This is a genomic window from Lactobacillus sp. UMNPBX19 (genome assembly GCF_002553805.1).
Taxonomy (GTDB): Bacteria; Bacillota; Bacilli; order Lactobacillales; family Lactobacillaceae; genus Lactobacillus.
The window spans coordinates 64718-91221 of record NZ_PCYR01000004.1; the positions used below are offsets into that span (position 1 = coordinate 64718).

General features: G+C 33.8%; 23 protein-coding genes, 2 pseudogenes and 2 CRISPR repeat arrays. Of the genes and pseudogenes, 9 read left to right on the forward strand and 16 right to left on the reverse strand.

Annotated elements, in window-relative coordinates; translation table 11 throughout:
* The first annotated feature begins 2 nt into the window (after positions 1 to 2).
* Positions 3 to 614, forward strand: a complete 612-nt coding sequence (locus tag CP370_RS02255; RefSeq protein ID WP_087712935.1) for a DedA family protein — start codon at positions 3 to 5, stop codon at positions 612 to 614.
* A gap of 106 nt (positions 615 to 720) precedes the next feature.
* Positions 721 to 1518: a site-specific integrase gene (locus CP370_RS02260; protein WP_012846285.1), complete on the forward strand. Its 798-nt coding sequence runs from the start codon at positions 721 to 723 to the stop codon at positions 1516 to 1518.
* 28 nt (positions 1519 to 1546) lie between these two features.
* Here CP370_RS02260 and CP370_RS02265 read toward each other — a convergent pair whose 3' ends face one another.
* On the reverse strand, positions 1547 to 2188 hold the full coding sequence (locus tag CP370_RS02265; RefSeq protein WP_087712934.1) for an SDR family oxidoreductase: 642 nt from the start codon (positions 2186 to 2188) through the stop codon (positions 1547 to 1549).
* Between the two features lie 75 nt (positions 2189 to 2263).
* On the opposite strand from CP370_RS02265, the pseudogene CP370_RS02270 reads away from it, so the two are divergent.
* Together CP370_RS02270 and CP370_RS10180 are read left to right on the forward strand one after the other, a co-directional pair.
* Positions 2264 to 3489: pseudogene (locus tag CP370_RS02270) on the forward strand (APC family permease); the annotation flags it as partial.
* Positions 3490 to 3584: 95 nt separating this feature from the next.
* Complete coding sequence (locus tag CP370_RS10180) at positions 3585 to 3713, forward strand: SPJ_0845 family protein (RefSeq protein WP_004894434.1); 129 nt, start codon at positions 3585 to 3587, stop codon at positions 3711 to 3713.
* Positions 3714 to 3757: 44 nt separating this feature from the next.
* On the opposite strand, the gene CP370_RS02275 is transcribed toward CP370_RS10180, so the two are convergent.
* The 3 genes from CP370_RS02275 to CP370_RS02285 form a co-directional block, all read right to left on the reverse strand.
* Positions 3758 to 4579 (reverse strand): Rib/alpha-like domain-containing protein, encoded by an 822-nt coding sequence (locus CP370_RS02275; protein ID WP_087712933.1) that lies wholly within the window; start codon positions 4577 to 4579, stop codon positions 3758 to 3760.
* A 222-nt stretch (positions 4580 to 4801) separates the two neighbouring features.
* Positions 4802 to 5182, reverse strand: a complete 381-nt coding sequence (locus CP370_RS02280) for a DUF1828 domain-containing protein (RefSeq protein WP_004894431.1) — start codon at positions 5180 to 5182, stop codon at positions 4802 to 4804.
* A gap of 89 nt (positions 5183 to 5271) precedes the next feature.
* On the reverse strand, positions 5272 to 5673 hold the full coding sequence (locus CP370_RS02285) for a hypothetical protein (RefSeq protein ID WP_012846291.1): 402 nt from the start codon (positions 5671 to 5673) through the stop codon (positions 5272 to 5274).
* Positions 5674 to 5877: 204 nt separating this feature from the next.
* Between CP370_RS02285 and CP370_RS02290 the strand changes: the two genes are divergently transcribed.
* Positions 5878 to 6537, forward strand: coding sequence for a hypothetical protein (locus CP370_RS02290; RefSeq protein WP_087712932.1), 660 nt, complete (start codon positions 5878 to 5880; stop codon positions 6535 to 6537).
* Between the two features lie 29 nt (positions 6538 to 6566).
* Here the strand turns inward: CP370_RS02290 and CP370_RS02295 are convergent, their stop codons facing one another.
* The gene (locus CP370_RS02295) at positions 6567 to 7007 is read right to left on the reverse strand and encodes an 8-oxo-dGTP diphosphatase (RefSeq protein WP_087712931.1); all 441 of its coding nucleotides are present in this window, start codon (positions 7005 to 7007) and stop codon (positions 6567 to 6569) included.
* 151 nt (positions 7008 to 7158) lie between these two features.
* Between CP370_RS02295 and CP370_RS02300 the strand changes: the two genes are divergently transcribed.
* The gene (locus CP370_RS02300) at positions 7159 to 8004 is read left to right on the forward strand and encodes a hypothetical protein (protein ID WP_087712930.1); all 846 of its coding nucleotides are present in this window, start codon (positions 7159 to 7161) and stop codon (positions 8002 to 8004) included.
* 64 nt (positions 8005 to 8068) lie between these two features.
* Here CP370_RS02300 and CP370_RS02305 read toward each other — a convergent pair whose 3' ends face one another.
* The 4 genes from CP370_RS02305 to cas6e all read right to left on the reverse strand — a co-directional run bounded on the left by CP370_RS02305 (position 8069) and on the right by cas6e (position 14489).
* On the reverse strand, positions 8069 to 8839 hold the full coding sequence (locus tag CP370_RS02305; RefSeq protein ID WP_087712929.1) for a hypothetical protein: 771 nt from the start codon (positions 8837 to 8839) through the stop codon (positions 8069 to 8071).
* A 693-nt stretch (positions 8840 to 9532) separates the two neighbouring features.
* Positions 9533 to 11945: a CRISPR direct-repeat array (repeat unit 28 nt; unit sequence GGATCATCTCCACATACGTGGAGAATAC).
* 71 nt (positions 11946 to 12016) lie between these two features.
* Complete coding sequence (gene cas2e / locus CP370_RS02315) at positions 12017 to 12895, reverse strand: type I-E CRISPR-associated endoribonuclease Cas2e (RefSeq protein ID WP_087712927.1); 879 nt, start codon at positions 12893 to 12895, stop codon at positions 12017 to 12019.
* A gap of 5 nt (positions 12896 to 12900) precedes the next feature.
* Entirely contained in the window at positions 12901 to 13839 is a 939-nt protein-coding gene (gene cas1e / locus CP370_RS02320) for a type I-E CRISPR-associated endonuclease Cas1e (protein ID WP_087712926.1), read from the reverse strand.
* 2 nt (positions 13840 to 13841) lie between these two features.
* Positions 13842 to 14489 (reverse strand): type I-E CRISPR-associated protein Cas6/Cse3/CasE, encoded by a 648-nt coding sequence (cas6e, locus tag CP370_RS02325; RefSeq protein WP_087712925.1) that lies wholly within the window; start codon positions 14487 to 14489, stop codon positions 13842 to 13844.
* A gap of 79 nt (positions 14490 to 14568) precedes the next feature.
* Here cas6e and CP370_RS10265 point away from each other — a divergent pair, with 79 nt between their 5' ends.
* Positions 14569 to 14697 carry a hypothetical protein gene (locus CP370_RS10265; protein WP_369821748.1) on the forward strand — a complete coding sequence of 43 codons (129 nt, stop codon included), beginning with the start codon at positions 14569 to 14571 and terminating at the stop codon, positions 14695 to 14697.
* Here CP370_RS10265 and cas5e read toward each other — a convergent pair.
* The 7 genes and pseudogenes from cas5e to CP370_RS02360 all read right to left on the reverse strand — a co-directional run.
* A pseudogene (gene cas5e / locus CP370_RS02330) lies at positions 14636 to 15211 on the reverse strand (type I-E CRISPR-associated protein Cas5/CasD); the annotation flags it as partial. The gene CP370_RS10265 and the pseudogene cas5e overlap by 62 nt on opposite strands.
* A complete protein-coding gene (gene cas7e, locus CP370_RS02335; RefSeq protein ID WP_087712923.1) occupies positions 15192 to 16313 on the reverse strand; it encodes a type I-E CRISPR-associated protein Cas7/Cse4/CasC in 1122 nt (373 codons plus the stop codon). The pseudogene cas5e and the gene cas7e, both read right to left, overlap by 20 nt.
* A gap of 2 nt (positions 16314 to 16315) precedes the next feature.
* On the reverse strand, positions 16316 to 16903 hold the full coding sequence (gene casB / locus CP370_RS02340; protein WP_157662328.1) for a type I-E CRISPR-associated protein Cse2/CasB: 588 nt from the start codon (positions 16901 to 16903) through the stop codon (positions 16316 to 16318).
* A gap of 28 nt (positions 16904 to 16931) precedes the next feature.
* Positions 16932 to 18617: a type I-E CRISPR-associated protein Cse1/CasA gene (locus CP370_RS02345; RefSeq protein WP_157662329.1), complete on the reverse strand. Its 1686-nt coding sequence runs from the start codon at positions 18615 to 18617 to the stop codon at positions 16932 to 16934.
* Entirely contained in the window at positions 18610 to 21360 is a 2751-nt protein-coding gene (locus tag CP370_RS02350; RefSeq protein WP_087712920.1) for a CRISPR-associated helicase/endonuclease Cas3, read from the reverse strand. Before CP370_RS02350 ends, CP370_RS02345 begins: the two co-directional genes overlap by 8 nt.
* Before the next feature lie 746 nt (positions 21361 to 22106).
* Positions 22107 to 23905: a CRISPR direct-repeat array (repeat unit 28 nt; unit sequence GGATCATCTCCACATACGTGGAGATCAC).
* A 147-nt stretch (positions 23906 to 24052) separates the two neighbouring features.
* On the reverse strand, positions 24053 to 24970 hold the full coding sequence (locus CP370_RS02355) for a M48 family metallopeptidase (protein WP_087712919.1): 918 nt from the start codon (positions 24968 to 24970) through the stop codon (positions 24053 to 24055).
* Between the two features lie 213 nt (positions 24971 to 25183).
* The gene (locus CP370_RS02360) at positions 25184 to 25609 is read right to left on the reverse strand and encodes an HIRAN domain-containing protein (RefSeq protein ID WP_087712918.1); all 426 of its coding nucleotides are present in this window, start codon (positions 25607 to 25609) and stop codon (positions 25184 to 25186) included.
* Between the two features lie 428 nt (positions 25610 to 26037).
* Here CP370_RS02360 and CP370_RS02365 point away from each other — a divergent pair, with 428 nt between their 5' ends.
* Together CP370_RS02365 and CP370_RS02370 are read left to right on the forward strand one after the other, a co-directional pair.
* Positions 26038 to 26223, forward strand: coding sequence for a hypothetical protein (locus tag CP370_RS02365; RefSeq protein WP_087712917.1), 186 nt, complete (start codon positions 26038 to 26040; stop codon positions 26221 to 26223).
* 2 nt (positions 26224 to 26225) lie between these two features.
* Entirely contained in the window at positions 26226 to 26483 is a 258-nt protein-coding gene (locus tag CP370_RS02370; protein WP_087712916.1) for a hypothetical protein, read from the forward strand.
* Positions 26484 to 26504: the final 21 nt, after the last annotated feature.

Here is a 26504-nt window from a genome sequence, read left to right on the forward strand (position 1 = left end):
AAATGACAATTTGGTTAACACACTTTATCGAAAATTTCGGCTATCTTGCCATTATTCTTTTAATTGCCGTTGAAAATATTTTTCCACCTATTCCTTCAGAGGTAATTTTGACCCTTGGAGGATTCCTAGTTAGTGGAACTAAATTAACTCTAATCGGTGTTATCCTAGCTTCAACTTTAGGATCAATTATTGGTGCGATTATTTTATTTTCAATAAGTCGTAATCTAACACTGCCACGACTTGAAAAATTACTTGAAACTAAGTTATTTAAACTTTTAGGATTTAAAAAAGATGATGCTCAAAAAGCCATTGATTGGTTCGACAAACATGGAATTAGCGCCATTTTTTATGGACGTTGCATCCCTGTTGTTAGAAGTTTAATCTCAATTCCCGCAGGTATTGCCCATGTCGGCTGGACTAAATTTCTAGTCTTGACTACTTTAGGTAGTTTAGTTTGGAATAGTGTACTAGTTGGTTTAGGACACTATATGGGAAAGAATTGGCAAGTCGTAGTTAGAATCTTTGATGATTACACAATCGTAATTATTATCCTTTTACTAATTCTATTTATTTACTTTGGAATTAAATGGTACAAATCTCGAATTAAGAAGTAAAATTTTGCTGTAGACTGGTTGGCGGACTGGAAGTTCGCCAACCTTTTTTGTTATAATCAAGTATATGTTAAAGTAACAATTACATTTTTGTTAATGAGGTATAAAAATGTTATTTCCCTACGAAAAAAATTTTAATCAATGGTGCAGTAGTCAAAATCTTGCTCCGCGAACAATTACTTCAATTAATCAATCGATCTATTATTTTTGGAACTATTTTTTACAAAATTCAAATTCAGAACCTAAAGTTAGTAATGTTTCTGCTCAAGATATCCGCGCCTTTATTGACCACTTAGAGCAAGATCAAAATAAAACAATTAGTACGATTAATAAGTATGTTACCCATTTAAAAAAATATTTTTCTTTTCTCTATGACCACCAATTAGTTAAAAATTATCTTTTTACCGATTTACATGGCTATACTTTTGATCGAACCCCTCATATTTGCATTGACTGGATTGATCAGATTGATGAAATTATAACTTGGCCTGAAATTAGTCTTGATTGCAAAAAAGTTCTAATTTTGATTGCTCACGGCTTTGACCCAAAACAATTTCTTAATTTGAGTAAGGCTAATATTTCAAGTATTAACAATTCAAGTTATCGCTCTATTCTCCTGACTAATACTGAAGAGAATCCTCTTATTTTCCAAACAAAGACCGGTAAACAAATCTCTGCCTTAACCTCTTTAACTAGAAAAATTGCTCCAGACAAGGATATTTTAAATTTTGATCTTACCCCAGGAAAACTTCGCCTTTCTTACATTTACTATAAAGTAAATGACCCTAGCCTCTCTGACTTGAAATTAATGGAAATCCTACATTGTAATCGTAAGAGTTTAACTTATTATCGCAATCAACTAGATAAGCTTAAACTTGCTCCCTTTACACCAAAAAGAACGGTTTAAAAACCGTTCTTTTTTCTTATTATTAAATTTAATACCAGGCTGGCCTATCACCGTCAGTTCCAGGCTTATCTAAACCAACATTGCTCTTAAGATCTTCTGCTGGATTTTCAATTATATTAACTATATAGTCTGCTACACTCAAGCGAGACACTTCGGTTCCTTTAAATGGAGTTTGAGCACCAACAGTCTTTTCATAACTTACTTCATCTTTATTAGTTAACCAAGCTGGTCTAATAATGGTGTAATCTAAATCACTTTCTGTAATTTTATCAGCTGCTGCTCTATAAGTAGTTAAGTAAGAACCTAAAATATTCTTATTCCATTCACCAAATTTTCCCGGTACTTCATCATAGATTCCTAGAGAAGAAACCCAAATTAAGCGCTTAATGCCATTTGTATCCATTGCTTTAACAACAGTTTCGGCTTGATCTTCAATGTTCGCCCCAGCTAAGTTTGCGTAAACTAGGTCAACACTTGCTAATGCTGCCTTTAATTCATTAAAGTTGCTTGCATCACCCTTGATTATCTCTTCTCGACTTTCATCAACTTGATGTAATTTATTAGGATGACGCAAATATAAAACCATATCTACATCCGTCTTCTTTAATATCATTGGTTCAACTAATTGAGCAATTTGACCAGCGGCACCTAAAATAGCAATCTTTGTCATTTTTATTTTCCTCGCATCACAAAATCAATAATTTTAATGAAAAGTTCTACATAGTTATTTGACTACAGTGCAAATTTGAATCTAACAGCTATTCTTGTTCTTCTCTGTACTGCTGTCACTGTCAGCATGATTGCTTTATGCTATGCTGACTTATCCAGCCGTTTCACACAATCAGGAGCCGCTTAGCTTTATTCATATAATGCTTTTGGGCGTTTTTCGGGTTATGAACTAGGTATTTTTACTTAGTTTTTAGGATGTACAACTCTTTCTACTGAATTAGTTGCTTTATTAACCATCTTAAAGAGTTTTTTACCTATTTTTAAAAATAATGCAGTCTACATTAGTGGAGTTATCTTCTTAATTTTACTGTTTTCAATTATTAATTTCTTTGGTATATCTTGGGTAAAAATTGTTAATAATATTTCAGCTGCAGCTAAGATTATTACATTACTTGTCTTCATTATTGTTGGAGCCTTCTTTATTAAGAAAGCTCACTTTACTCCGGTAATTCCACATGCAGCTTTAACCGGTGTTGGACCATTCTTTAAACATTTGGGGAATGCCTTCACACCAATTTTTTACTTATTTACTGGATTTTCCTTTATTCTAATTGCAGCAAAGCAAACGAATAATCCAGAAAAGAATATTCCACGGGTTTTAATTGCAGTAATGCCTAGTGTAACAATTCTAGATTGCTTGATGCTTTTAGTTGCAATTGGTTTAAACTAGGAAGTTATTCTAATCCATTAGCGAGTGCCCTAAAGACTGGTGTTGGCCAATGGGGTTTTGCTTTTATGATTGTCGTAATGTTAATTTCAATCTTTGGAGTTGCTTTTAGTGCTTCATTTAATACTCCTTCACTTATTGCATCCCTTGCTACCGAACATGGGATGCTTCCGAAATGGATTGGTAAGAAAAATAAACATGATGCTCCTTATGTTGGTATTATTTTTACTGCTGTTCTTTCAGGAGCCTTAGCTACTCAAAGTTACCTATTTCTTGTCTCATGTACGGTTTTAGCATCCTTTGTTCAATATGTGCCATCAATTTTAGCAGTCATTAAATTTAAGCATAGTAATGAATATCCAACACACGGTTTTTTACTACCTGGAAAATACACTATTCCAATTATTGCTTTGATTATTTCTTGTTATATGATTACTAACTTTACTCCTAAGACCCTACTCTTAGGGGCTGTAGTTGCAGTGATTGCCACTGCCTGCTACTTCTTTATTGATAAGGATGAAAAGTTAGAAAAAGAACATGAAGACTTTTTAGTTAAATTAAGACGTAAAAACTAAAAAAGTAAGCTACTTATAAGATGCAGCTTACTTTTTTTAGTTAAAATTATAGGGTATAATTCACTTATCTTAATTCAAAGGAGCTAAAGATAGATATGGGTTTAACTTTTGAAAAAAATAATCAATTGGAAAAAATGCTTGATAAATTTGCTATCTTGCCAGATGATCCTAAAAAGAAAAAAGCTCAAAATAGCAAAGATAAGGACAAAAATAAAGATAAATAAAATAAGAGGTCGAAACAATTAGTTTCGACCTCTTTTATTATCTATTAATTTCTCTTCTTTAATTTCTTACTCCAAATTACTGCACCACTTACGGCTGCAATTAATGCACCGCAAATTATTACAAATGGATTCGTAGCCTTAGCTACAGTTTCTGGTAAGCGAGTAGCAACAGAAATTGGATTTGAACTCTTGTCCTTATCCTTTGAGTTACTTACAACACTAGCATTTTTTTCAGTAACAGTAGTTGATCCTAGATCCTTTACAACTACATCTTTGTTAGCTTTAGAACTGGATTTTGCTGATTGATCTTTATCAGCTTTATCTACAGTAGTTGTCTTTTCAGTATCATTATCAGTGTCTTTGGCAGAAGTCTTAGCTTCACCTTCTACTTGTGAGCTCTTAACAGGTGACTTTGATGCTACCGCAGCTGAAGAGCTTTTATCTGAAGAAGTAGTGTTTGTATTCTCACTACTTTGACTAGCTGCACCATCTTTAACCGTTACGTAAACTGCTAATCTTGATCTAGATCCATCTGGGAAAGTAACATAAACTGTTCCGTAACTAGTTCCGGCCTTATTAACTTCAGGCTTATTATCCCAAGCGGCTACTGTTCCAGCTGGAACCTGACTCCAATTAGAAATACCACTTGTTGCATCAGGCAAAACACCCTTAGTAGTAGTTAAAGCTTGGACAGTTAATGGATTAGTATAAGCTTGTAAATTCTTATGTTCTTCAAGTTGAGTTTGATAATTCTTGGCTTGATCAGTACTTGCTGCAAAAGCAGTTCCACCTACACTCAAAGATGCTAACATTGCAACTGCACCCAAACTTGTAATGATACTTCTCTTCTTAACTTTTCTCATCATAATTCACGCTCCTCAGCAAGGTAAGCTATACTTAAGCTTGCTGTTTTATTTACTTTTATTATACCGTAATTTTACAAAAATGTTACAAATTAAGATATTTTTTACATTCTTTGTAATATTTTAAGAAATACGCGTTATTAGCGCTTTCACAATTATTTATATCATAGGCTTTTTAAAAACAAAAAACATATGCTTAAAAACTTAATTATGATGGGAAAGTTATCAGCTGGCTAAATAAGTCAAAGCAACCTGTAATTGAGTCAGATCGTTAAGTGTAGCTGGGATATAGTCTTGATCTACCACTTGGTAAATTTCTAAAGTCTCTTCATCAAATTCAAAACCAGCTCCAATTACAATATCCATTGCTTCTTCAAGTAAATCCATATTTTCTTGACCAGGATCAAGCTTAAATAAAGTTCCCCCATCATCAGTAATGCGGTAGTAATCATCTTCTTTTTCAATCCAGCAATATACTAAGTCCCCATATGCACCAATTAAGGGTGTTGCTACCTCAATATCTGAACCGGCTTTTATAAAATGAATATTTTCTTTTAACCAATTCATGGCATTTTGCCCAATTAACTCTATTTCAGAATCTTTCATAGTTCTCTCCTTGTTTTTATTCAAATTATAACTTAATTAGGCAAAAAAAAAAGAAGCTTCTGCTTTCAGCTTCTTCTCTTGTAATTAAATTATCTATGGATTTGGGCAAATTCAACTACACGATTTAATAATTGAGTAAAGTTGTTCACTTCATTTCTAAGATCGCGAATATTAATATAGTCACGTGTTAGTTCTCCGCGGTCATCTAATAATACACCAAATTCACTAGCTAAACGTGCCACATCACTGGCAATACTTGCGAAACTCCCGATATTATCATCAATCATTTGTGCCGTAAATACGCGATCATTCAAGGCATAGGTTCCGTTAGGATAAACAACTAAATAAAAGTGAATAGTATCGTTCAAGCCATCAACCACATTAGTTGAAACACGATATTCATTATCATCAACCGGTTCAATTGAAAATGCCGAACTAATGCCATTATCTTCTCTAAAAGATTTCATTAAAACGTCTTCAAGATCATACATAGAAACTGACCTCTAACATCTTTATCTAAAAATAAATTTAACAAATTAATTCACTACATATCTATTATATCTTTTCTAGAAAAAATATGTTCTTTGAACTCCCAAACTTGAAAAATAATATATTAATTTTCAAATCCCTTCCTATTAGTACTTAATTTTACTGTTTTATATTAATAATTTTGGTTATAATAAAAGAAATTTTAAATGGAGGAAATTAATTTGAAAAAGTTAATCGTTGGTGCTTTAAGTTGTAGTCTCTTATTACTTACAGGTTGTCGTAACAACTTGGTTGAGCCAAAACATAAATCTTCTGCAGCAGACTATGCCATTATTCAGTCTTCTCATAAGCAATCTCATAAAAAAGTTGAAAAAGAGAAACCTAAAAATAAAGACGATAAAAAAGAAAAATCAGACAAGACTGAGCAGAAAAAAGATGAAGACATTAAGATGGATGATCAACTAGATAGTCTCCAAAATAGAGAAGAGCAATCTAGTTCTGAAAGCCAAAGTTCTAGTTCATCAAGTATTTCTACACCTATTCAACGTAATGAACATAAAGCAAGCAGTACCCTACCAAAATCCAACTTTGGTACCTCTTTCTATACTGTTCCACGTCGCAATTATAGTTATTATAATCCTCAACCTAACTATTACTTTGATAACAGCTGGACTACTAACAGTAATGCAAATGCAACTACTCAAAGTTCTGCTACAAGTAGTTCAAACTCTGAGAATTCAAACACTTCATCATCTTCTACTGCTTCATCTGAGTCTTCTTCAAGTTCAAGTAAGGAAACAGAAACGCCAGCTAGTCAAAATAATGAATCTGAATCAACTAGCTCAACTGAAAATACTCAAGAATAATAAAAAAGACATTCGATCGAATGTCTTTTTTAATAAGTTTGATCTCTATCTCCATCTAAGATATGTTCACTTAACTTTTCATCGAAAAAGATTGGTAAATCATGATCAAAGTTATATGCTAATTTTGATTTTTCTATTTCTTCCCTTGTCATCCAAGTTAAATCTCCTTCATCAGAAGCTTTTAACATACCAGTAAACTTAGTAGCCATATAGAAAAAGACAAGATAGCGTTCATCATTATGGTCAAAAAATTGCTTTACTCCAACTAAACGCGGATCCTTAATTTCTAATCCCGTCTCCTCTTTTATTTCTCTAACCACTGAATCATGAAAAGCTTCATGAGATTCGACGTGGCCACCTGGAAAAGTTAAACCGGGCCAAACTGGATCAGTTCTATTTAGAACCAAAATTTTATCCTTATCTTTTATCATACACATATTAGTTAAAGTTACATTTTCTGATCTTTTCATTTCTTCTCCATTTTACATAATTTTAATTATATTATTTATATAGTTTATAATTGTTTAAGTTTTATTTTACTGCTGTTAATTAATTTCTCTAAGTAAATTTTATTAGTATAATTGAATTAAATAGACTAAAGTTTTTCAAAGGAATTTAGATATGACATTACAAATCAATACCAGAGTAGACTCAATTACCTGGCCTCTTAATCAGAATTTGACCAATCAAGAAATAATCTCTCAATTGGAACTTACAGTTACAGAAAATGGCCATTTTATTTCAAATGATAATCTTAGTATAAATAAAAAGGCCGTTAACCGATCTGAAGCAGGAGTATATCCTGTAATTATCACAGCGATTGGCACTAATAACGAATATGCGACCAAGAAAATTCAAGCCTGGGTAACAGATAAAAATAATATGGTTGATTCTTCCCCTACTCCTCAACCAGCTCCAGTAAAAACAGCACAATATACTTCTTCTCCTAATAAAGCTGCTAGTCCTAAAAAGAAAGGCAAGAAAAGGATAGTATATATTGTTCTTGGAGTGCTTGTTTTATTAATTGCCATCATCTTTGGTATTTCAGCTTGTCAGGCTCATAATGATACGGTTCAAAATGAGCAAGCTCAAAGTAATGCCCTCAATAATACTAACAGTAAATTAGATAATCTGTCTGAACAAAACAGGCAATTAATGCAACAAAATAAAGAGTTGCAAAGTGCTATCAATACCTATAAGCAGGATCAAAATAAAGAAGAATTACAAAACCAATTAAACCAAATCAAAACTGAAAATGAACAATTGAAAAATAATGCTGCTAATAATCAAGCCTTACAAAATCAAATTGATCAATTGGGCTCTACTATCGACCAAATCAAACAAAATCCAAATCAGGCCGATTCATTATTAGATCAAATGAAAAATAATCAAAACGAATTTATGCAGAATTTAAATGCAACTTTTCAAAAACTAGTTAGCGATTTCCAGCAACTAATTGGACAATAATACCACCTAATAAAAAACTGAGAATTATGAATACCCTCATAGTTCTCAGTTTTTTAATATTTAATTAGTCATCTGTATCAGCATCACTGCTTGTATCGGCACTTGAATTTGTGTCTGTACTTTCGTCAGAATTTGAATTGCTATTTGCACTATCGCTAGATTTCTTAATGGTCTTAGACTCATAAACTTTTACAGTTAATGATTTACCAAATTTAGAATCGTGAGGTTCGAATACATAATGGGTTGCATTAGTTTTAGCTCCATTTGCAGGATCTAATTTATATACTATAACAAAATTACTGGTCATATTAGGCTCAACCTTCTTACGACCTTCCTTAATCTGGTTTCCCCAAGGTGTTAATTCATTTTCAATGTCTGTGGTGACCAAAACAAGGTCATGAGTAGCTTTGCCAACTTTCTCCATTACTTTTAAGTGGTTACTAAAGAAAGATGTTGGATCAACGCTTTCTTTATCATTATTAGTGAAAATTCCTTTCACTAGAGCATAGTGGCCATCGTCATTAGAACTCTTAACAGTGACGTTGGTTACACTACCGATAGCGATATATCCCTTACTATCTTGGAAATTTCCGCCATAAGCTTTTCCATCGTTACTATTGCTATTATTATCTTGAGTGTCAGCTCCTGTACTTAAATCTTTTCTAGAGCGTTTTGTACTTTCACTACTATTTTCATCGGTCTTTTCGATAGACTTCTTTGACTTACTAGTAGTTGTTTGTTTGCTGCCACTATTGTTTGTTTGACTAGAGCAAGCACTTGTTCCTAATCCCAGAAGTACTAAACCTAATGCTCCTAAAAGATATCTTTTTTTCATCAAAAAACCTCCCTATTTGAATACATCAATAATTCTAGCATTTTTAGTTAGAAAATTATACAGATTATATAACGAATTGAGTTTTTAAATTACGGATTAGCCTACTTCGGGAGTAAGCTACAAACCTTCTTTACGTGCTGATTTTTCCTTGCACAACAAGTAGAAACAGCTTGATGTCATAACAAGTAGAGTTAATGTATTTAGGGATGATGATTTGAATTATCTTTATTAAATATTTAAGTCCTATCCTTGAGAAAAAACCAAAAAATAAAAACGACACTCGTTTGAGTATCGTTTTCTTTAAGACAAGCAAGGCGATATTTGCATCCACACCTATCTGACTACTATGCGCGTCCACCTAACTATCTCCTACTTTCATAGTAGACTCGTGAATCGCTTTTTTAGCATAGTGCCATTGTTCTTCTTTCTAATAAACTACGTTCACTTGTCCCTTCATTTATTGTAGCAAATCCTATTGGCCTTTAGTCAATTGATGGTGTCATATTTTTTCTCTCTTGATATTTTTTATATAAATCAACTAATATGAACTATCAAGTCATTCAACTGATTAACATAGGATTGTATAGATATAGTATGTTTTGAATGATGTGGCATTTTTTATTTACTGGATAATACGAGTTAGTAATTTTGCCAACACCAAGGCGCTGCAAAATCTTCATACTTGGGGGCATCAGAAGCAGCTCCACATACGTGGAGAATACATAAAACGCAAACATACTGTATGACAAGGTATAGGATCATCTCCACATACGTGGAGAATACACTCTAGGATAAGAGTTCGCTTTATTGTGTTCAGGATCATCTCCACATACGTGGAGAATACTGGCTTTACGAATATTGCCCTTCAAGCCATTCAGGATCATCTCCACATACGTGGAGAATACCTTATACTTGAACGGTAGTTTTCAAGGTGTATAGGATCATCTCCACATACGTGGAGAATACCTTTTTCAGGAATTGTTACTGTATTTCAGGATAGGATCATCTCCACATACGTGGAGAATACCTTTTGCCTTCTTTTTTAACAGCGTTAATTTTAGGATCATCTCCACATACGTGGAGAATACCTCTGAAACATAATTTCGGACGTGTGCCTTTCAGGATCATCTCCACATACGTGGAGAATACTCATTATTCCATTGTTCCCAAATACTATTCTTGGGATCATCTCCACATACGTGGAGAATACTAGAACTTTTAAATTTCAGAAAAGATGTTTTAAGGATCATCTCCACATACGTGGAGAATACAGTCATGTCTCCAAGATCTAAATCAGGCACAAGGGATCATCTCCACATACGTGGAGAATACGACGTACTGTATTGCCAGGCAACGTCTCTTTTAGGATCATCTCCACATACGTGGAGAATACAACACATCAGCATATCAATTCGCTGATCGTTCAGGATCATCTCCACATACGTGGAGAATACCAGCTAAGACGCAGACCTACTTTGAACATGCAAGGATCATCTCCACATACGTGGAGAATACTCTTTTTCAGCATTCAACTTCGTAAGTCGCTTAGGATCATCTCCACATACGTGGAGAATACATCGTGCTGATCAGGAAGAACTATCAGATATTAGGATCATCTCCACATACGTGGAGAATACGAAGTTGGTCTATAGTGTGAATTGGTTTTTCTGGGATCATCTCCACATACGTGGAGAATACAATTACCTTATAAAGTAGAGTTCATCAGTTCCAGGATCATCTCCACATACGTGGAGAATACACTAAACCACCAATTCCGTATTCAGCCTCTGCTTGAGGATCATCTCCACATACGTGGAGAATACAATTACCATTATTCCGCTTAGACCCAGATGAAAGGATCATCTCCACATACGTGGAGAATACTCTACTTACCTCCTACTTCTTTACTTCTCTTAAGGATCATCTCCACATACGTGGAGAATACTTAAAGTCTTAATAAGTTTGTTCACGTTTTCTAGGATCATCTCCACATACGTGGAGAATACTTTTGTCTACACAACTTAACAAAATCAAATTCAGGATCATCTCCACATACGTGGAGAATACTCTACTGTATCTGCAATAGCTTGAGCTTGTTTCAGGATCATCTCCACATACGTGGAGAATACCAAATGCAAAACGTGAATCGAGTTTCTGGGCTGGGATCATCTCCACATACGTGGAGAATACAAACTACACCTATAAAAAATCCTGATAAGGATAGGATCATCTCCACATACGTGGAGAATACTCCTTGAACATCTGTCCAAGTCTTAGGAGTTGGGGATCATCTCCACATACGTGGAGAATACCCACCAAAAGCCTCACCATAACTATCATTTAAAGGATCATCTCCACATACGTGGAGAATACTATAAAGAGTAGATATAAAGTATCCAAAACTAAGGATCATCTCCACATACGTGGAGAATACTATTTTAATAATTAATAATAAGGAGAAGAATAAGGATCATCTCCACATACGTGGAGAATACTGGCAGTGCGACACAAACAAAAAAGAAAAAATAGGATCATCTCCACATACGTGGAGAATACATTCTCTAGAAATCAAAAGGAATAGCGTTGATAGGATCATCTCCACATACGTGGAGAATACAATTTACCTATGTAAGTCCATCAAAGGCATTTAGGATCATCTCCACATACGTGGAGAATACTGATCAAATTTATTAGTACGAGTTCAGATGATGAGGATCATCTCCACATACGTGGAGAATACTGGTGGTGGCGATCCTGCTGTTGAAGCTAATTAGGATCATCTCCACATACGTGGAGAATACAAGGGACTATTCCCCAATTTCAAAACGATGGTAGGATCATCTCCACATACGTGGAGAATACCGGTTACTACTATGAAACAGACTAAGAATGCTGGGATCATCTCCACATACGTGGAGAATACGAACTAAATTACTACCTTATGGTTTGAGATTTAGGATCATCTCCACATACGTGGAGAATACTCCTTTTTCTGATCTTCTAACGCAGATAATCTAGGATCATCTCCACATACGTGGAGAATACTTAACTTTAAGTGATCCTAGCTTTGAATTTAGAGGATCATCTCCACATACGTGGAGAATACACTAAAAGAATCCTATGATAGCAGCATTTTAAAAAGATGCAATCGTCCAAATACATTACTTTTACCAAACTTTAAAGCTTTAATTTTCCCTCATTAATCAACTTCAAGGCCAATTGATACGTACATTTTGCATCAAAATCTGCATGATGTGGATTTTGATTTTCAATTTTATATTCAGACAATACTGTACTCAACTTATAATTATCAAGAAATTTATTATTCTTTTTAATTATCGGAAGTAAATCTTTAGAAGTATTAATTAACCCAGAAATCTTATTTCTTTTATAGGCTATATCCAAAAAACTAATATCAAATGTTAAATTGTAACCTAATAAAATTCGATCTCCAAGAAAGTCTTTTAGCATTTTTAAAACTTCGATTAAATTACTTCCTTTCGATTTTAATATCTTCATATTCAAACCTGTTAATTCACTTACATCGGCCGGAATACAGTTTACATCCCTAATTAATTTATAAAATACATCAACTTTTCCATTCTTCAAATACTTAACAGCACCAATAGAAAGAATCTCGCTTTTATTGGGAGCTAAGCCTGTAGTTTCGATATCAATTACTGCAAACTTTAACAAAGTTGAATTATGCAACACAGATCGTGAACATACCTTAGCTTTATGGTATTTTGCAGCATTACTAAATCCTAATTTCAAATTTGGCGTTACATTAACATGTTTTAACAGAGGAATACCATCAAAATCTACTATTTTTCTGTCTAATCGAGTGGTTCGAAAAGTATATCCAAGTTCATTATTCGTATTATAAACTAGAGTAGCTTCTCCTTGACCAATATTTTTTTGAACTCGTTCCCATAATAAGTCTCTAACTTTCGCATTAACACTTCCAACATAGATTCCAGTTTGAATTTCTTGACACCATTTTGTTAAATCACCACGTAAGGAAGCTGGTGTTTTGGATAAAGTAATTACAATCATTAAAACTACTCCTCAGGCTCATGGTACTGGACTCCAAATTTTTGAAGCCCTTTTTTATTGTCCCAAAGACTCATTACTGCATGCACTTCGTCTTGATTTTTAATATCTAATAAATATTTGAGATCTTTGACCATTTTTTCTATTAATTTTCCATCTTTAAAAGCATCCCTCATTGCATGTCTTGTATGGACTGCAATGTCATCTTTTCCATATTCCTTAACCATTTCAAAGGCAATAGGAATTGAATAATCCGCCTTATACAGATCAGAAAAATCATATACAAAGGATAAATCATGGCCAGTATGAATAAAACCTAGTCCAGCGGATGCACCTAAAGCAACAATTACACTATAGCTTAATCCATAGAGAGCTTGATGAGCTGCTGTTAGAGCTTGATTAATTGGAGTACTTGATTCAAAATCATCGACCTTGTATTCTCTCCGTGACCAGGCAACTCCTGTTTTCTGAGATTGGTCTTGATAAACTCTTCTAATACGGGCTCCCTCTTTACCACGCAATTGTTGCATAGTTAACCCAGAAACATCCATTCCTGGGAAACGCATTTGATACATTTTTCGAGCAACCGCTAAGCGTGTCCTCGTGTTAGAAACTAATTTAGCTTGTGCTTGAAGTAAGATCGATGAATGATTTAGTGAACGCCCATGAGCATATTGTCTTACTCCATCTTCACCTACCCACACTACTGCCATTCCGGCATCTCCCATTAGTTCCATTGCACGATGTGTTACATCAATACCAGGCCCAAGAAGTAAAACACTAATAATTGCAGCTGGAATATATACCGTTCCTGTACTATCGGCTACGCTAATTGCGCTATCAATCCGATTTAACTTTGCATGTTCTAAGTATAAAAAAGTTATTCTGTCACTAACCTTACTTAGTTCGCTAATTTCTGGTTTTTTTGCCCCAAATTTTCTCTGCATGATTACATTGGGATAACTGTTAGTAATCCCATCCCATACGCTTTCTCTCTTCCAATACCGCTTATCATTGCATTTTTAAATTTTTTCAAATCGGTTATTTTTAAAATCCCTTCAAAAGTGACACAACTAAGTCTAGCTGTTCCACTTCCTTTATGACGCAATAATTTCCACTCACGGTTAACAATATCAAATTCTGGATAATTTTCTTGAGTTTTTACTATTTTGAATCCGTTACTTTCGGTCCGATCTAAAAACCACTTTTTTTGCTGATCAATAGTAATATGTGGCATAATTCGGCCCTGTCTTTGACCAGGAACACTTATTTTTCGACTAGGATTTGCTGTTAAACGAAATCGCAATCTTTCTCCGTCATATAATTTATCCAGGAAATCATCATACTTTTTCGTAATCGCTGTTCCTAAAACTCCATACTTAGTTAGTTTTTCTAAATCTGGTTTCTGTTCACTTAAAACTAACAAGTAGCTTTTTCCATTTAAAACATCTATGCGCCATAGGTTTCTGGGACGATTATCTTTATCTTGATATTTTGGAAAACATGATTCAACCCAATTGTGATAAGCACCCAAATGCGATAAATCGCTTATTTTTCGTCTATTCTTTAAATCAATTTCAACTCTTGATAAATACATTATTAACCTCTTTATATATTCGATATTATGTCATGCGTTGTTTCAGCATGCGCATTTATTTGATTCTTCATTGGTATATATGTACTTACCACTTCACGGTAATCATGGTATCGATTTCTTTGGTCAAATGAACCCACTTTATCCTTCACTTGAAATACAAAATGGTCTCTTGCTCCAAGATTGGCATCATAAACAAGTTCAGCACTAAAATTAGGATGTTTTCTTTGATACCATTTGGCTGCTTGCCAATCCATTGACTTTAAGACATTTAATGGATTTTGATTATTAAACATTTCAATTTCAAGTGGACCAGCTGGAGGACATGAACGTCTACCTAAAAACAATGGAAATTTTGGATGCTGCAAAGCGTAATGAATTTTTTCTATTAGCTCCTCATTTTCCGATCCAATCGCTACCATAAATATTGCATCCTGCAAATAATAGCGATAGGTTAATTTCTTTGCTTTTTTTGTAGCACTTTTTGCATATTCAACGATTTGAAAGTCATTTACTACTTGCCCTGGTTGATCACTTCTTACTGCAAACGACAAATTATTCAATTCTAAGATTCTTTTATCATTACGACCATATCCTAAGGACGCAGAAATCATTCCAATTACCGCACTTTTAGTGGGATAAGGATTGGTAGTACGTCTACCAAAAGTAGCCTCATTACCATAAGCTTGAAGTGGCGCCTTTAACTTAATCGTTAGTGTTTTCATTTTCTACCCTCTTAGCCACTATAGTAGAAACATCATCTAGTAATTTATTAATATTTTGTTCTTTTTCTCCCACAGTTGTTTCAAATTCTTTATTTGCATGAACAAAACTAGCAATCGGCTCACCAATCCATCCACTAATATTATCAAATTCGGTTTCTAGGCGCTCAATTGACTTTTTAGTATAACCCCTATTACTTTGCACAGATGCTTCAAACGCAGAAACTAAGTTTACGGGAGTATCTTCTCTAATAGTTACCAAAATATATTGAGGTAATGTTTTATTTGCATATGAGTTCTGATGTCCTGTAGGCATTGTTAAAGCAAAATTTTTAATAAACTCTTTTAATCCAATTTGAGCTAAATCCACACCTAAGTTATGAATTAATTCCTTCATATTAATATTTGCATATCGATATAAAGTAGAAGAATTGTATTCAATAGTCCCAAGCATAGCAGAACCTGATTCTTCCGAGGTTTTAGCATCATCTACTGCTGTAAAGAAGTCAAATTCTGGCACAACTTCATGAGTTGAAATAGCATGTGCTACTTGAGAGGAAGCTTCAACGTTTAGCTCTGGATCATCGGCTACCATCCTACCAAAGAGTGCTAAATCTAATGATTGATTTTCAGTCAAAAGTTTCTTTGCTTCTTTTTTATCAATTTCGTTATTATTTAATACATATTCTGCCAATTTTCTTAATTGCCCCGGGCTAAAGAAAAGTAAAACCTTGGTTTCAAAATCTTTATCATTATTTTTATCAGTTTTCTTTGACTTATCAAATTTCAATCCCATATTAGATAAGACTTCTTTAGCTTTTTTGCGTGCATCATCAAAACTTAAAGAAGCATCTTGTTTCATTAACTCATTAGCCAATAATGTAGCTGTTCGTTTAGTACGAAAGCCTCGAAGCCAATCATGTTCTTTACTATCTTTTTTAAATCCTTCTCTAATCGCTTTTTTCCAGCTTTGTGATGACACACGTGATCGAGTGGTTCCACCATATACAGCAGTTTTAGGTGCGCCCGTGTCATCTCTATTAATATTTGAAGATGGAACAGTTTGTAATACATGAATATCTACGTATAAGTTATTTTGTGTCATTTTTAATCCTCATTACTTTCTTTATTGTCATTAATCCAAAAATATTCTCTTCCCCATTTAATGGCTACTTTTCTAGCTGGTTCAAAACCTAATTGAAAATTATATATATCATTTGCTAATTCAGGATAATTAATACTTGCTGCTGGATTATTAGCTTTTATAATTTTAGTTAAACTGACTAATGATATAGTAACAACTTCTGCATTAGTTGTACTTAACACAGCTCGCACCCGTCTATCTAAAGCTTCTCGAAGCTGTTCGTCTTTACGCAAAAACGATAGACTTCTAAATAATGACATTGCATTTTCATTATCATATTCTCGATCTCTTTCAACATCATTACCTTGCTCAAAAACAGCATAACATCGTAAGGCTGTAAAAATTGCTCGTTCTGAAGTTGTTTGCCTACTATTTTCACCAAAGGTATCTTTTTCTTTAATGTATTCAAATAACAGCGGCCAAACAATAGTAGCTTGACGGCTTAGAATAGAATTAGAACGTCTAAGAGCAGACAAAATTGCTTTATCATTACCCTCTCGTTCATGCAATTTCTTTATAATTTTATTGGTATTTCTCTCAATCTTTGTCACCAAAATAATCATCCCTCCTTAAAATTTATTATTTAATATGACGAAATACATTTAATTTATACCAGTTAAAAATAGTAAAAATATTATTTATTCCGCTTCCTTCTTCTTTCGAACTTTCTTGTCCAATGATATCTCTTGGAGAAGCATTTTTTAGAACTTCCTCAGCTTTTGTTATAGAAATCTTCTTTAATATTTCTTTCCATTCAATTGTCTTGTTAGCTCGTTCTTGATCATTTCTTAAACTTGCTAGCCAAGTAAGAAATGGAAGGTTTAAACTTTCATAAAATTTAATAGTCGAATTATCAGCAAAATCTGTTCCATTTAAACCTCTTAATTTACTAATATTATTAGTAAAAATCCAAAAATCTTTTCCTACTTGCTGAGTCAAATCAATCATATTTTCAATGTCTTCTGGCCAATAGTCTTTTTTATTTTTATCAAAAAGTACATTTGCTTTAATCTTAAAGCAATCATTAACCTCAAATGCTGGTAACTGAGAAGAAGATTTACCATCACTAATTAATGTTGTAGTTCGCAAAGTTAAGGAAGTGTCTGTAGGAAGATATTCATTATTTTGTACCTTTCTCAGCCATTTAATTATTTCTGGTTCATGCATATCTTCTAATTCATCGGGGTCTGTAGTTCTAACATATTGCCCAAAATTTCTCCACATTGCTTTTGTTAGATCAGTCAAATGCTTAGTAGCAGGATAAACCTCTCCTGTTTTTTTGTTTTTACGCCAAGTAGTCATTGGCTCAATAAAGGCTTCCGCACTATCCAATTTTGGCAAACCTGCAGTAAAAATAATAGGTTTTTCATTTATCCATTCAATATGCAGCATTCTTGACCATAACGTATATAAAGTACTAATTGAAAGATCGCGAGCGAAAGGCTCATCTTTTAGGAACTCAATATATTCAAATGCGTTTTCAAATTCCCAAAAAGGTTTTTCTTCTTTATATTCTTCTGAAAATACCAAGTTCAACATTAAAGTCTGAAATAAGTTTTCACCTTGAGCAAATACGGGATTTAAACCATATAGCCAACCGCTAGATACCGGTTTATTAATTAGCTTTGTTTTATCAGTTACTCCTGTAAAGCTTTGATAAGTCAGGATCCAGCGCACTAATTGAGCTAAGTTTATCTCATTTTTAGTCTGTCTTGTTTTAGGTGAAAAAATTGATAGACTATTATTACTTTCAGAAATAGTTCTGTTTATTTGTTTAACATCAACCGTTCCTTTTGGATTTTTGATGTTAACTTTTTTATTAGCCGGTACCTCCTGATCATAAACTTCCTTATTAACCTGATAGAATGGATCATCCCCAAAAAAATCAAACTTAGAACTATTTTCTTTTAAATATTGGAGAACCGACTTAGAGAATTGTCCATTTTTATATAAAAATTGCCACGTGTTTACTAAATCATCGTACTCATAATCTTCTTCCTCTGCTTCTTTAAGATGCATTTTTTCATCAAGAGTTAACCATTCATAATTTTTTCCATTTGCATCAATTCGAGAGTATACAGTAGTTAAAATAGCAACAAGTAAGCGTAATATTACTAAATCTTGACTCGCCATATCACCAGCTAAGCGCTGGTAACTAGCAGCATTTTCAAAAACTTCTAATAATGAAACTTCCTTGGGATTTCCATCTTTGTCCAAGACTTGAATCCAAGGCTCAGTGACAAGATTAAAACTTTTTTTATCCATCTTCCTCCTCCTTTTCATACATTAATCCTAATTTCGAAGAATATTTTAAGTTAAATCCGTTTAAAGTCGTTAAATTATTTTCATTAAGTTCTAGAACTAAGGCGCCACGTAACCAAATATCCTCTTTCCATTTATTATGTAAAGATTGCATATTAGTCTCCAATTCTCTAATTGTTTTATCAATTAGATCTTTAATTTTTGAACTATTTACTATTGCAAATGGTAATCGAATAGTTTGACCAGCTATTTCCTCACTGCTTACTTCTTCAATATTACGACCATCCATCAAAAAGGTTCCTTCACTAGTAGTTCTTAAAAGAATCACTTCAATAGTTTCTTTTATATCTCGAACACAAGCAGCGGCATGATTGTCATCGTTAACATTAATTTGTCCATCACTTAACCAACCAAATAAATTATTTCTGTCTTTTTCATTCGGATTTCCTATTTGAAATACTTGTGCTTTCTTCTTAGATTTTTTTAAATCCTTTTCAAACTTTGCCTCCGCTTCAGCAATATCTTTAATATCTTTATCTATCTTAGGATCATATACCTTTTGTACTAATGGAGATACATCGTCAGGAATATTAATCTTATTTTTTAGAAAATGATCGGTTTTCATTAATAAGTATTTTTCATAGATAAATTCATTTCCTTTCCCATAATCACCGTAACCATTTATTCCTGTAATATACACTGTCGGCTTCGCTAAAGTTATAGGTCGGGAAATTTTATGACGATGTAGTCTACCAATTCGCTGAATAATTAAATCTACTGGTGCAATATCAGTAAAAAGCACATCAAAATCAATATCTAGAGATTGCTCTAAAACTTGCGTTCCGATAACTATCATTTTTTGGGGACGCATGCCACCCTTTCCAATTTTCGCTTGAAGTCTTTCTTCAATTTTTTCACGCTCTGGTGCTAAATAAGCAGAATGTAAAAGTAATACTTCAATGTTTTCAGGGACTAATCTTGCTAAGTCTTGAGCTCGTTTAACGGTATTAACAACTATTCCAGCTATTCCGCCATCCTCTATTTCGGCAACTGCTTTATTAATAATTTCTTCTTCATTTCCATTAAAACGAACAACATTAATCGTTCTATTTTCATCATTCGCAATCGAAAACTCACTTACTTGTTCTAATTTGTTTCCATCCAGAATACTAAGTAAGGGATAGCCTTCATTAACTTTCCAATTATCATTGGCTTTTATTTTTATACTGCCATATTTTCCTTTCAGATAAGCTTTTAACAAATCATTTCTTTTTTTCTTAGGTAAAGTTGCGGACAAAGCAATTACTGGTACATGATATGCTCCTAACCATTTAATAGCTTTCTCTAAATATGAACTCATATAAGAATCGTACGCGTGAAGTTCGTCAATTATTACCACTTTATCACTAAAGCCTAAGTGTCTTAGAAAAAGATGTTTTTGCTTTAAGGCAGTGAGTAAGAGATGATCAATTGTTCCAACTGCAAAATGGGATAAACTCGACTTTTTTCCCGCAAACCAACTATTAATTACTACCGCTCCATCTGTATCATCATAAATATTCTCGGCATAAGGTAATTTAGTATAGGGTTTATTAAATTTTGCTTTACCTTGGAGCAATTTCACATCAGGATGTGCAGCTTGTTCTTTTGCTATACTATCAAGCCACTCTTTAACTCTTGAAAACATTGCGTTAGTTGTTGCTTGAGTTGGTAAACCCATATATAAGCCGGATTTTCCTTGCTTAAAGGCTAGTTGTTCGGCTGCTGTCAATGCTAGCTCGGTTTTGCCAATTCCAGTCGGTGCCTCAATAATAACTAAGCCTGGATCATTAGCTTGAGAAATTATTTCTGACATTTCTTTTTGCACTGGACGAGGAATAAAATTAAACCTTAAGCGATATTGTTCATTAACAGAAGCAATCTTTTCTGGCATCCATCGATCACTAATATCCCATTTTTTAATTGCTTGATGATAACGTTCTTCCATATTCAATTCATCAAAATTTTCTTCTAACGAAATCAAGGGAAATAATGATATATTGCTATAATTAGTTAATTTTTCGCTAGAGGCAAGCCAGTCAGCCATGATTAACATTCCCTCTAAAATTACTGCTTGTGGCAAAGTAACCTCTGGAACATCTTTAATATCATTATAACCACACAATGCTAGTCCATATTTAAAAAGATTATTTTGAACAAACTTCCACTCATCTTGAATTTTAGTATCTGTGTCTCGGCCCCAAAGATTCGAAGCATAGATATTCAGTTGTTTAAAAGTGACATCTTTTTTTGGAGGTAGACCGTGATGGCCACCAATAATTGAGCCTATTGATTCATTTAATCCAAAAGATTCCAGTAAAGTTTCACCAGCAATGGGATGAGGTGACTTATGGACTCTATAGTTATCCATGGAGATGGAAGAAAAACCTGCTCTTCTTAAATTTTCATTTATATCCTCATCCAAATCTTTATTCCTTGGAAAGGACTGTTTATATTGAAAAGCTGGCGTGGCCTTACCAAAATCATGATAAAATCCCAAAAATCCTACCAGCTTTTGAGTATCTTCAGGATACAAATTTTGTTGTAAAATTTTTCTAGTGCCTTCGCTAATCCAATTATTATAAAGCCACTGCATTACATTTTTAGTATCAATTAAATGTGCAACTAGAGGAAGCCAAAATTCTTGATCGTCATGAACAGCTTTCTTTCCCCATAAAGCCTTTGTGGCTGGGAATAAGTTTACCATTAATTTTCATCTTCTTTTTTTGAATTCGATTTCATTATAGCACAGTTAATTAACTTTACACAATATTATTATTTATTTTTGTCAAAACTCCACATACGTGGAGAATACTTTCCGAACTATACACTATATTCGGATCACCTTCACTCGTGTGAAGAACAATACCTTTTCTAATTATACTCCATTATTAAATGTAACTAACTTTTTTTAGATTATCTATCAGTAGCGATAAGTCCATTACAAAACAAAAAGCGCTACCAGAGCGCTTAATGAATGAGATAAAACTTTTAAGTTCGCTGAATTAGGTTCGACATTCTTTTCGGAACAGAGATTAAAGGCTTGATTTTTGCACTATACAATTTTTAAATTCAGAATTATCGTACACTACTTTTCCCAAAAGGGCCTAGCTTAATTACTTTAGCATCAACGTTATATAGTTCTAATCGTAGCTTCCTCTTAATAAGTTTAATGGGCCAATAATACAGTTGATTTTCTTCCTTTACCATTTCGATAATTTTGTTTTACACAATATAGTAAGTACTCTAATTAAAAATCAAAAAGGTCACTTATAGAGTGATTAATTTTTAACTCTTCTCATGATCTTTATGGCCAGTAAACCATATGACTACTACTTATCGCGTCATTTTGATAAAAAGCACTCAAATATAAATTATTTTTGCTAATATCCTAGGTTATATTCTCTTACGTGGAAAACACTTGGCTACTTCATCAGCCAAGTTAGAGGAATAGGATCACCTCCACTTACGTGGAGAATACGGAGTGACATCTGGTAAATATAGAAAACGATTAGGATCATCTCCACTTACGTGGAGAATACTAAATTCCTAATCTTCTAAGTTTCTCTCGATTGGGGATCATCTCCACTTACGTGGAGAATACTTATCTGATATAGTTTGGCTTGTTTCTTGCTTGGGATCATCTCCACTTACGTGGAGAATACACTTCTTTACTAGTATTAATGTTTCTCGTATTAGGATCATCTCCACATACGTGGAGATCACTTCTTGCTGATCCAACAGAACAACGCTGCACTAGGATCATCTCCACTTACGTGGAGATCACAATGTTCACCCAACGCAAAAGCCAGTAGACTTAGGATCATCTCCACATACGTGGAGATCACCAAATAAAAAAATAAAAATTGTTTATATAATTAGGATCATCTCCACATACGTGGAGATCACACAACAATTATCATTTAATGCAGCTTTGAAGAAGGATCATCTCCACATACGTGGAGATCACGTATCAAAAATTTCAGTACCAACGTCAACGACAGGATCATCTCCACATACGTGGAGATCACTAAAAGGTACTGTGACAAGCACACTAATTATTAGGATCATCTCCACATACGTGGAGATCACTTGAATGCTGAGAAAGATGAAGAGATACGTGAAGGATCATCTCCACATACGTGGAGATCACTTGATTTCAACGATTGGAAGCAGTCCAAACGGGGGATCATCTCCACATACGTGGAGATCACGTGTATTACGCACTGCTCTTGATAACTTAAATAGGATCATCTCCACATACGTGGAGATCACGCTCAAAGCTTTACAAGACCTATTTGCCACAAAGGATCATCTCCACATACGTGGAGATCACACTTAACCACTGACCCTGCTGGTAATGTAGTAAGGATCATCTCCACATACGTGGAGATCACTCAACCCACATCACCTCGCTTACTACCGCATCAGGATCATCTCCACATACGTGGAGATCACAGAGCATGACCACTGTATGGATGCTGACAGATAGGATCATCTCCACATACGTGGAGATCACTACCAAGAGAATCAAGAGACTTTCTGACGATAAGGATCATCTCCACATACGTGGAGATCACTTGGAGACATTCATAGAGCCAACGCAATGTATGGGATCATCTCCACATACGTGGAGATCACTCTTTTCTAGTACGCATGGAAAGGACTTTTTTAGGATCATCTCCACATACGTGGAGATCACAAAGAGGCAGAATATTTACACGCTAAAGGCATGGGATCATCTCCACATACGTGGAGATCACCTCATCGAATGCAATTTCACCGTACTTGTCAAAGGATCATCTCCACATACGTGGAGATCACTTATTTGGTAAAGTTTCGCTTGTTTCTTGTTTGGGATCATCTCCACATACGTGGAGATCACTCCCAGCTTTTAACTTGTCTCAACGTTTAGAGAGGATCATCTCCACATACGTGGAGATCACTCTGTATCGGAATAAATATAATCGTCTCCAATAGGATCATCTCCACATACGTGGAGATCACCAAAAGAATTTCTGACAACCCTACTGGATCGTATGGATCATCTCCACATACGTGGAGATCACTATACATTATTCGTGTTCTTCAACTTTAATTGGGGATCATCTCCACATACGTGGAGATCACAAAAAGATCCTTTAAGAAGTGCTGATAATCGTAGGATCATCTCCACATACGTGGAGATCACATGTTGATGGAAGACCTGTATCACAACCAGTAAGGATCATCTCCACATACGTGGAGATCACACTAAAAGATCCTTGCTGTGATGCCGTTCTCTAGTTAGAATAATATCATTTTTAATCAGTTTCTATCAACAAAAAATCGAATGCTGCACCACACCTTAGCCAAACCAAAGACTAAATACCATCTCATGATATTTGGTCATACTTATCTTATTTTATCTGATTACTATTTTCTAAACGCTCAATTCTTTTATCCAAAGGTGGATGATCGGAGAAAAGGCGGCTAATCCAACTATGAGCACTCGGGAAATTAAAATACAAATGTTGTAGGGTTAAATCTTGCGAGACAATTTGTGGAGTACTCTCTCCTTCTTCTAGCTTTTCAAGTTTAGATAATGCAGAAATTAAGCCACTTGGTTCACGTGTCAAATCAACTGAACCAATATCCGCTAAATATTCTCTCTGACGTGATACTAGTAAAAATAGCAACTTTGCTATAGGAATTCCAATAATAGAAATAATTCCACCTACAATAATCAAAAATAAGGAAAAAAATTTGATGAGAAGACCTAACAAACCTTTACTCTCACTAGTTAATACACCCCATCCAAATACAACGATTCCTATACCAGTCATTGTAATTAAACTAGTTAGCGCACTGGCTAAAACTGTAATACGAGTATCATAGTTTCGAATATGAGAAAGTTCATGGCCAATGACACCTTGAACTTCTTTTTTATTCATCATATTCAATAGTCCTTGCGTTAAAGCTAAACTTGCATGTTGTGGATCACGTCCGGTAGCAAAAGCATTCGGCGCCTGATCAGGAGTAATATATAATTTTGGAACTGGCAACCCACCGGCTAAACAGAGTTCTTCAACTAATTCATAAATTTGGGGCTCTGTTTCTTTAGTAATTTCAACAGCATTTGTTACTTTCATAAGATGGCGAGTTGCATCAAAGTATACGTGTGCAATGTAAATTAAACCTATAATAAAGAAAGCTCCTCCAATATAAACTGTAAAAAGCATCCCAAGAAAAATACTTATTATTAGTATCAACAAGGTGTATAAACCTAAAATAATCCAAGTATTTCGTTTATTCTGTTCAATTTGTTTATAAAGCATTCTGTTCACTCCAAGTACTATTCAGAGTCATTTTACCTCTTTTAAAAATAAATTAATAGGCACATTTATTCTTATTATTTTGTTTCTTAGTCTACCCTCCCATAGCTAAGGAAGTCATAAAATCCTAACTAAGCACATTAACATTTCTTCATAATTATCCATATTAAAAAGATAGTCCACTGAACAAAAGGACTATCTTTTTATCTACAAATATTAACCTGCCAAATAAACCTTAATTACTAATTCCAAATTTTTGCCATCCCAATGAAAAGTTTTTACACGACCAAATAGAAGATTTCCTGCATCAATTAGGCGACTAAATATCAAATTATGTTCGTGTGGAACATAGCCCAGTTTTAGGCCAGAAGGCGTAGTAACAGAAATTGCATTCTTATCGTATCTATTATCTGCTTCACGTATTAGTAAAACTGGGTCGTTTTCCTTTAAGCGAGGAACTATTTTATCTTCTAAATGCAAGTAGTCCGAGCCACGTACCTCACATCCATATAGAAACGTACTATGACTTTCTCCAGATTGTTTATAGTATATCTTTTTCAATTCAGTCATTTGATTTTCCAAATTACTAATTCGATCCATCAAATCTGTAATTAAAACATCATCATTCCTGTACATACTCATTACATTTACTCTTCTATTGAACAATTTTAGGTTTAGTTTGCTGGTTCTTTGAAATGCGGTTTATTTTTTTCTATACTTATATTCTACAAAAAGGATATGCCTAAATTCTATGATTTTAATAATATCATTGGTTTATCTTTATTATCTTTTCTACATGATTAATAGAGCAAGCAAAACTATGACTCATCCAACAAGATGAAAATACATAACTACCTCATAACTATCTAAAATAGAGAAAATATTCCACACCTTACTATTTCATATAAACAACACTTTAAATTATCAATTATGCATGTTTTCAGTCCATCCAATACTCATATAGGTACTCCTAAAGGCATCAGTTTTATATTAAAGTTTATCAAGATAGTTATTAATTTAAGTGCACTCAATGCAGGATTATAGATAAAATATAGTGTGAGGTGGTCAATATGATAGCAATACCTAAAGAGTTAAATAATATGCTAACTTTTCCTAAAGATGAACCAGTACCAATATTGAAGAAAGGCGCAAATAACACGCAAAAAATAATCTATGCCGATTTCATAACTGAACTCCTATCTGATAAAACATGTTGCAGATATGAAGACGATTTTTTTCAACCACATAAAGGCTAAGTATGGTAACAATTATATTAGTATCAAATTCAAATAAAGCAGTTATCTATAAATTTTTAGACGGTAATGATAATTATAAGGGACAAATAACCGTCAATAAGGCTGATTTATCTTATAAATTAAAAGATAAAGAAAAATTTACTAATTCATATGAAATCCAAGCGTATAGATTAGTTAAGCGATGTATTGAACTAAATAAATATCCTCCAATAGCATCAAAAGGTTGTGTAGTGACCCACAAAAATTGGACACTTTATTAATATTAAGCGACTAAGGATTGA